Here is a 7,620-nt window from a genome sequence, read left to right on the forward strand (position 1 = left end):
TTTCAAGATTCATTTTGATTTGCTATGATCTGCCGAGCTTGCTTTCCACTAAATCTTTTAGGCGACTGCGAACACCTTCCAGCGGGATCTCCGAAATGACAGGAGCGAGAAATCCGAAAATAACAAGATGTTCGGCTTCACTCCGTGATATCCCGCGCGACATCAGATAATAGATTTGCTCTGCATTTACTTGCCCCACGGATGCAGCATGACCCGCGGTTACATCATCCTCATCTATCAGCAGGATCGGATTGGCATCGCCGCGAGCTTTAGGACTTAACATAAGCACGCGTTCTGTTTGCTGACCATCACAATGGGTTGCACCTTTTTCAATCTTTGTAATGCCGTTGATAATGGCCGTAGCTTCTTCAAGCATGACTGCACGCGTAATCATCTGGCTTACCGAGCTTCTGCCAAAATGCTGAGCTTGAGTTGTATAGCTCGATTTTTGATTGCCCGTGCCAATAGCAATCACCTTATTGTCGGAGACCGCCCCGTTGCCTTGTAGCAAAGTCTTGGTATCGCTCACGGTATAACCATTGTTCATCTCACCGATAATCCATTCCACACCCCCATCAGCAAGAACGACCGCCCGTCGCTGGGTGAAATCTGTTGTAGTTACAGCAAGTTGATGAACCGAAGCTACTTGCACCTTTGAGCCCGCCCCCGCGAAGACCTCTGTCACACCGTTATGCAATACCTTGACATCATCACCACTCGATACACAATTATCCACATAAGTGATCTTGCTGTTGCTCCCTGCCACAATTAAGACGTGAGGAGCAAAACACACACCGCTTGTATCGTTAAGAAAGATCGCTTGAATAGGTGCTTCAACCTCTACACCGTCTGGGACATATAGAAAAACGCCACCACTCCATAAGGCACTGTGTGCAGCAGATAAACGATGTTCTTCTGGCTTTACTGCCTGAAAGAGATAACGTTGAACCAGCTCCTCATGCTCTTTTGCCGCAGTATGCAGATCCGTTAAAATGACTCCCTGGGCGGCTAAGCTCTCGGACAATTTCGTATACACTACATCCGAGTTGAACTGAACGATTAGTCCGCCTTTCACCGGAGAAGCAACCAAACCTCGAACAACCTCCGGCGCTTCCTCCAAACTAGACCACGCATTCTCAGCTTTGTAATCTCCACTTTCGTAGATATCCCATTTTTCAAGATTGATTTTCTCCACTTTAGGCAACTCCAGCGTCCCTGCCAGTTCGAGGGCGTGAACGCGGCGTTCAATCAGCCAACGAGGTTCATCCTTAGCGCTTGACCATGCGCGTAAATCGTCCACATTCATTGAAACTCTAGCTTGTATATCCACGTGCTGTTCCTCCTCTCCGGCTTTTAAGCTTCCCTTACCGTCTCATCCGTAATCCCAAGTTCCTCCTTCACCCAATCGTACCCTTCAGCCTCCAAACGGTGGGCAAGCTCCGGACCGCCAGATTTAACTATCCGGCCTTGCATCATGACATGCACAAAATCCGGGGTAATATAATTCAACAGTCGTTGATAATGGGTGATGATTAAAAAGCCTCTATCCGGGCTGCGCATCTCATTTACGCCATTGGCCACAATACGCAGTGCATCAATATCAAGCCCTGAGTCCACTTCATCCAGGATCACAAACTTGGGTTCAAGTAGCATCATTTGCAAAATCTCATTCCGCTTTTTTTCACCGCCAGAGAATCCCTCATTCAAATAACGATGCACAAATTCCGGGTTCATCTCCAGCCCCTTCATTTTGCTCTCCATTTCACGGATAAAACGGATTAAGGATATCTCATCGCCTTCTTCACGCCGTGCATTGATGGCACTTCTGAGAAAATCCGAGTTGGTCACGCCAGCAATTTCACTTGGGTATTGCATTGCGAGGAACAAGCCTGCCTGGGCACGCTCATCCACCTCCATCTCCAGAAGGTCTTCATTGTCCAATGTCACCTTACCGCCAGTAACCTCATATTTGGGATGGCCCATTAAAGCTGAAGCCAATGTACTTTTTCCCGTCCCATTAGGCCCCATAATCGCATGAATCTCTCCGCCATGAATCTCCAGTGTGAGCCCTTTTAAAATTTCTTTCCCTTCAATCTTGGATCTTAATTCCTCAATCTTTAATGTCGTCATTTATCGTAAACTTCCCTTCGGAGTATTCTTCGGCACGCGCCACCAAATCACTCATAAATTTTCCAATAGTCTGCAGCTCAACCTCTGAATAGGATTCAATGAATTGGTAAAACCTTTCTTCTTTTTCTTTGTGCATTTCTTTATGCAAATGATAAACGTGTCTTCCCTTATCCGTTAAACTAAAGTAAATCTCCTTACGATTGCTGTTCAGTTGACTTCTCATAATGAAGCCCATTTCCAGCAGCTTTGCACTAATTTTAGTAATGCTAGCTTTGGACAACCCCATCTTCTCCACAATCCCGGTATGATTTATCGGTTCATAATCACCAATGCAATCAATAACATGCACACTAGTAATATTGTTGGAGAGCATGTCAATCTGGTACTTTTTGGCCTGTTGCCGAAACGAGTTAAATTCTTGTTCAGTATACAGCTCATTCAGATGTAGCATTTTAATATATTGCTCGTAAAGGTGACCTTTAAAATGATTTTGAAACTCCAATTTCCCAATCTCCCCTCTCTTGTAGTAGTTGCAGACCAAGTTCAGTGTCCCCATTAGATTTTTTTGTTCACTAGTAAACAAAATTATATTAACACAATTGATATTGATAATCAATATCAATTGTGTTAAATGTGACGTAATTTTGAAGTCGCATTTCACGGGTTTGTTGTCATTGTCATAGGCCTCATGCTGTGTTTTTACTAGGGCACGTCCCGGAAATAGTTTTAAATACCTCTGATCAATCCTGCTTTGCGGGGGTTGAACAATGGAACCAATTCGGCAGCACCTGGATGGATCTGGTAACCGGAGCCAAGTCCAATACCGTTGCCTATGTACGTCATGGTACACCTGCCACAGACCGGGGTCGCTACCGTAAAAAGAGGACAAAGGTGGTGCTTGGCCGAGCTGTTTTAAAGCCGTATCGCCGCGTTTGAGTACGCTATCGTGAGCATGTATGGCAATGAATAATCCGTCAGTTACCTGTGTCTAGATATATTATGGGGCCAAAGAGTATACCAAAAACTGTGGTTTTTGCTGGTGAATCCGAACAGGCGATGCTCCATTCTAGCCAGCACCGATCTGACACTGGAGGCGACCTAGATCATCGGACATTATACCGCCCGGTTCAAAATCAAATGCACCTTCTGGGCGCTAAAGCAATCCATCGGCGGATTCGGCTACCACTTTTGTAGCAAATCCATTCCGAAGCTCAACCGGTATTTGAAAAAGGATCGGGTTCACCCTCTGGAGGTGTTGGAAGAGGAGAAAGCGCAACGGGACATCCGCCTAACTGTAAAGATGAGAATGGTAAACGATAACCAAAATGGATCCCTACGGGGCTTAAGATAAAAGGAACCAAGAAAAGAGCCGAAATCTTGCTTCAGGAAGCCAGGAAGAATTCTCATATGGAAGGACAAGCACTCGCGGTTGAATACGAAGATATGCTGTAAGAGTAAAAGCGGCTACTCCATCCGGTAATCTGCCACTGGTGGACACGTTCTATGAGCTTCTGATTCGTATGAAGGAATAACAGGAATCCTATCGCTTATCTTCTGACAATTCTTATTGTCTTGAGTACCTGGAGTATATTTATGTAGATGTATTAGGGGTAAGTATGAAAGAAGTTCAGGAATGGTTAGGCCACAGCGATTATGCAACAACGGCAAATATTTATTCGCATTTGGAATACAACTCAAAGGTGTCTTCAGCTCAAGCAATGAGTGGGGTACTAAAGCTCAAATAAAAAAAGCTCACTAGAGAATGTCTCTAATGAACTCTTTTAGTTAATACCGGCGAGAGGACTCGAACCTCCACGGTTTCCCACTCGATTTTGAGTCGAGCGCGTCTGCCATTCCGCCACGCCGGCGTATTCAATTATGGAGGCGCCACCCAGATTTGAACTGGGGAATAAAGCTTTTGCAGAGCTTTGCCTTACCACTTGGCTATGGCGCCAGAGTGTAACAAAGCGGACGACGGGAATCGAACCCGCGACCCTCGCCTTGGCAAGGCGATGCTCTACCGCTGAGCCACGTCCGCATAAAGATGGCTGGGGATATAGGATTTGAACCTATGCATGACGGAGTCAAAGTCCGTTGCCTTACCGCTTGGCTAATCCCCAATAAGTAAAGGGCGGCCGATGGGGCTTGAACCCACGAATGCCGGAGTCACAGTCCGGTGCGTTAACCACTTCGCCACGACCGCCGCAAGTAATGAATAATTGGCAGGGGCAGCAGGAATTGAACCCACACCAACGGTTTTGGAGACCGTTGTTCTACCTTTAAACTATGCCCCTATAAAACTGGTGGAGGATGATGGATTCGAACCACCGAACCCGTAAGGGAGCAGATTTACAGTCTGATGCGTTTGGCCACTTCGCTAATCCTCCAAAAATGGTGCCGGCGAGAGGACTTGAACCCCCAACCTACTGATTACAAGTCAGTTGCTCTACCAGTTGAGCTACACCGGCACATAAAATATTCAATTAAAAGTGGCTCGGGACGGAATCGAACCGCCGACACGAGGATTTTCAGTCCTCTGCTCTACCGACTGAGCTACCGAGCCTTAGAATAAGGCTCTTCATTACACGTTATAATACTAATGGCGGAACTGACGGGATTCGAACCCGCGATCTCCTGCGTGACAGGCAGGCATGTTAGGCCTCTACACCACAGTTCCATAATAATTTTTAATTGGTTGCGGGGGCAGGATTTGAACCTGCGACCTTCGGGTTATGAGCCCGACGAGCTACCGAACTGCTCCACCCCGCGACAATAATAAATATTAAATTTTCAAATGGTGGAGGCTGAGGGGCTCGAACCCCCGACCCTCTGCTTGTAAGGCAGATGCTCTCCCAGCTGAGCTAAGCCTCCACACCGAAACACTTTTCATATTATACCATAATAAAATTTTTATTGCAAGTTTTTTTTATGATATTTTTATGACCCGTAGGGGATTCGAACCCCTGTTACCTCCGTGAAAGGGAGGTGTCTTAACCCCTTGACCAACGGGCCATGCTACAAATGAATTATGGCGGAGAGAGAGGGATTCGAACCCTCGAGACGCTTTTGGCGCCTACACGATTTCCAATCGTGCTCCTTCGGCCAACTCGGACACCTCTCCATATGGCTCCCCGAACAGGACTCGAACCTGTGACAACTCGATTAACAGTCGAGTGCTCTACCAACTGAGCTATCAGGGAATATTAAGCATTTGTTTCAAGGTTACACCCTGAAAACTGGATCCGAAACTCATTTGCGTTTTATCTTTAGGATAAGCCCTCGACCGATTAGTATTGGTCAGCTCCATGCATTACTGCACTTCCACCCCCAACCTATCTACCTCGTCGTCTTCAAGGGGTCTTACTAATTGGGAAATCTCATCTTGAGGGGGGCTTCACGCTTAGATGCTTTCAGCGCTTATCCCTTCCGTACATAGCTACCCAGCGGTGCTCCTGGCGGAACAACTGGTACACCAGCGGTACGTCCATCCCGGTCCTCTCGTACTAAGGACAGCTCCTCTCAAATTTCCTACGCCCACGACAGATAGGGACCGAACTGTCTCACGACGTTCTGAACCCAGCTCGCGTACCGCTTTAATGGGCGAACAGCCCAACCCTTGGGACCTACTTCAGCCCCAGGATGCGATGAGCCGACATCGAGGTGCCAAACCTCCCCGTCGATGTGGACTCTTGGGGGAGATAAGCCTGTTATCCCCAGGGTAGCTTTTATCCGTTGAGCGATGGCCCTTCCATGCGGTACCACCGGATCACTAAGCCCGACTTTCGTCCCTGCTCGACTTGTAGGTCTCGCAGTCAAGCTCCCTTCTGCCTTTGCACTCTTCGAATGATTTCCAACCATTCTGAGGGAACCTTGGGGCGCCTCCGTTACTCTTTAGGAGGCGACCGCCCCAGTCAAACTGCCCACCTGACACTGTCCTCGCACCGGTTTACGGTACCAAGTTAGAACCTAGATACGATCAGGGTGGTATCCCAAGGATGCCTCCCTTCAAGCTGGCGCTCAAAGTTCGACGGCTCCCACCTATCCTGTACAGATCGTACCCAAATTCAATATCAAGCTGCAGTAAAGCTCCATGGGGTCTTTCCGTCTTGTCGCGGGTAACCTGCATCTTCACAGGTATTAAAATTTCACCGGATCTCTCGTTGAGACAGCGCCCAAGTCGTTACGCCATTCGTGCGGGTCAGAATTTACCTGACAAGGAATTTCGCTACCTTAGGACCGTTATAGTTACGGCCGCCGTTTACTGGGGCTTCGGTTCATAGCTTCGCCCCGAAGGGCTTACCACTCCCCTTAACCTTCCAGCACCGGGCAGGCGTCAGCCCGTATACTTCGCCTTGCGGCTTCGCACAGACCTGTGTTTTTGCTAAACAGTCGCTTGGGCCTTTTCACTGCGGCCCCCTCGGGCTATTCACCCTACCGAGGCACCCCTTCTCCCGAAGTTACGGGGTCATTTTGCCGAGTTCCTTAACGAGAGTTCTTCCGCGCGCCTTAGAATTCTCTTCTCGCCTACCTGTGTCGGTTTGCGGTACGGGCACCTTCTCCTGACTAGAGGCTTTTCTTGGCAGTCTGAGATCATGACCTTCGCTACTACAATTTTCGCTCCCCATCACAGCCCAGCCTTAACGATGTGCGGATTTGCCTACACATCAGCCTCACTGCTTAGACGGACATCCATCAGTCCGCGTCACTACCCTACTGCGTCACCCCATCGCTCATAGCGGATTACGGTGGTACAGGAATTTCGACCTGTTGTCCTTCGACTACGCCTATCGGCCTCGCCTTAGGTCCCGACTTACCCTGAGCGGACGAACCTTCCTCAGGAACCCTTAGGCTTTCGGCGGATCTGATTCTCACAGATCTTTTCGTTACTCATACCGGCATTCTCACTTGAATGCAGTCCAGCGCTCCTTACGGTACACCTTCAACCCGCATTCAACGCTCCCCTACCCCTGATGCAATGCATCAAGCCATAGCTTCGGTGGTGTGTTTAGCCCCGTTACATTTTCGGCGCAGAGTCACTCGACCAGTGAGCTATTACGCACTCTTTCAATGGTGGCTGCTTCTAAGCCAACATCCTGGTTGTCTGTGCAACTCCACATCCTTTCCCACTTAACACACACTTGGGGACCTTAGCTGATGGTCTGGGCTGTTTCCCTTTCGACAATGGATCTTAGCACTCACTGTCTGACTCCCGGAACTAAATCTATGGCATTCGGAGTTTGACTGAGCTTGGTAACCCTTGCGGGCCCCGCACCCAATCAGTGCTCTACCTCCACGATTCTTCTTTCCGAGGCTAGCCCTAAAGCTATTTCGGGGAGAACCAGCTATCTCCGGGTTCGATTGGAATTTCTCCGCTACCCCCACCTCATCCCCGCATTTTTCAACATGCGTGGGTTCGGGCCTCCAGTGCGTGTTACCGCACCTTCACCCTGGACAGGGGTAGATCACCCGGTTTCGGGTCTACGTCCACGT

Annotated in this window: 4 protein-coding genes, 15 tRNA genes and 1 rRNA gene (1 of these 20 cut by a window edge); 1 reads left to right on the forward strand and 19 read right to left on the reverse strand. The window is 48.6% G+C overall.

Translation table 11 applies throughout. The annotated features are described in order from the left end of the window. Nucleotides 1-22 precede the first annotated feature (22 nt). From sufD to ACYCS5_RS06815, 3 genes are read right to left on the reverse strand one after another with little or no spacing between them, the layout of a single operon-like run. Nucleotides 23-1,330: a Fe-S cluster assembly protein SufD gene (gene sufD / locus ACYCS5_RS06805; protein WP_412178896.1), complete on the reverse strand. Its 1,308-nt coding sequence runs from the start codon at nucleotides 1,328-1,330 to the stop codon at nucleotides 23-25. Between the two features lie 23 nt (nucleotides 1,331-1,353). Beyond that, a complete protein-coding gene (gene sufC, locus ACYCS5_RS06810) occupies nucleotides 1,354-2,130 on the reverse strand; it encodes a Fe-S cluster assembly ATPase SufC (protein WP_023990247.1) in 777 nt (258 codons plus the stop codon). After that, complete coding sequence (locus ACYCS5_RS06815; protein WP_069012661.1) at nucleotides 2,111-2,632, reverse strand: MarR family transcriptional regulator; 522 nt, start codon at nucleotides 2,630-2,632, stop codon at nucleotides 2,111-2,113. The genes sufC and ACYCS5_RS06815 overlap by 20 nt, the downstream gene beginning before the upstream one ends. Before the next feature lie 290 nt (nucleotides 2,633-2,922). Between ACYCS5_RS06815 and ACYCS5_RS06820 the strand changes: the two genes are divergently transcribed. Continuing rightward, on the forward strand, nucleotides 2,923-3,066 hold the full coding sequence (locus ACYCS5_RS06820) for a hypothetical protein (protein ID WP_459760990.1): 144 nt from the start codon (nucleotides 2,923-2,925) through the stop codon (nucleotides 3,064-3,066). 853 nt (nucleotides 3,067-3,919) lie between these two features. Here ACYCS5_RS06820 and ACYCS5_RS06825 read toward each other — a convergent pair. The 16 genes from ACYCS5_RS06825 to ACYCS5_RS06900 form a co-directional block, all read right to left on the reverse strand. Then, nucleotides 3,920-3,998: transfer RNA gene (locus ACYCS5_RS06825), tRNA-Leu, on the reverse strand. Between the two features lie 11 nt (nucleotides 3,999-4,009). Next, nucleotides 4,010-4,084 (reverse strand) — tRNA-Cys (locus tag ACYCS5_RS06830). Nucleotides 4,085-4,096: 12 nt separating this feature from the next. Beyond that, nucleotides 4,097-4,168, reverse strand: a tRNA-Gly gene (locus tag ACYCS5_RS06835). A 7-nt stretch (nucleotides 4,169-4,175) separates the two neighbouring features. Then, nucleotides 4,176-4,250 (reverse strand) — tRNA-Gln (locus tag ACYCS5_RS06840). A 10-nt stretch (nucleotides 4,251-4,260) separates the two neighbouring features. After that, nucleotides 4,261-4,333, reverse strand: a tRNA-His gene (locus ACYCS5_RS06845). Between the two features lie 17 nt (nucleotides 4,334-4,350). Further along, nucleotides 4,351-4,424, reverse strand: a tRNA-Trp gene (locus ACYCS5_RS06850). A 7-nt stretch (nucleotides 4,425-4,431) separates the two neighbouring features. Then, a tRNA-Tyr gene (locus ACYCS5_RS06855) sits at nucleotides 4,432-4,517 on the reverse strand. A 5-nt stretch (nucleotides 4,518-4,522) separates the two neighbouring features. Next, nucleotides 4,523-4,598: transfer RNA gene (locus ACYCS5_RS06860), tRNA-Thr, on the reverse strand. A gap of 22 nt (nucleotides 4,599-4,620) precedes the next feature. After that, nucleotides 4,621-4,693 (reverse strand) — tRNA-Phe (locus ACYCS5_RS06865). A 37-nt stretch (nucleotides 4,694-4,730) separates the two neighbouring features. Continuing rightward, nucleotides 4,731-4,807 (reverse strand) — tRNA-Asp (locus ACYCS5_RS06870). Between the two features lie 15 nt (nucleotides 4,808-4,822). Continuing rightward, nucleotides 4,823-4,899 (reverse strand) — tRNA-Met (locus tag ACYCS5_RS06875). A 26-nt stretch (nucleotides 4,900-4,925) separates the two neighbouring features. Then, a tRNA-Val gene (locus ACYCS5_RS06880) sits at nucleotides 4,926-5,001 on the reverse strand. 69 nt (nucleotides 5,002-5,070) lie between these two features. Beyond that, nucleotides 5,071-5,142: transfer RNA gene (locus tag ACYCS5_RS06885), tRNA-Glu, on the reverse strand. 17 nt (nucleotides 5,143-5,159) lie between these two features. Further along, nucleotides 5,160-5,251 (reverse strand) — tRNA-Ser (locus tag ACYCS5_RS06890). A 3-nt stretch (nucleotides 5,252-5,254) separates the two neighbouring features. Continuing rightward, nucleotides 5,255-5,330 (reverse strand) — tRNA-Asn (locus ACYCS5_RS06895). Between the two features lie 67 nt (nucleotides 5,331-5,397). Then, nucleotides 5,398-7,620 (reverse strand): 23S ribosomal RNA (locus ACYCS5_RS06900) (it continues 708 nt past the right edge of the window).

The organism is Paenibacillus sp. SEL3, from assembly GCF_054602585.1.

What these genes read in the sequence shown, in the direction of transcription:
- sufC (WP_023990247.1), bottom strand. Translation starts at nt 2,130, where the DNA reads ATGACGACATTAAAGATTGAGGAATTAAGATCCAAGATTGAAGGGAAA.
- ACYCS5_RS06820 (WP_459760990.1), top strand. Translation starts at nt 2,923, where the DNA reads ATGGATCTGGTAACCGGAGCCAAGTCCAATACCGTTGCCTATGTACGT.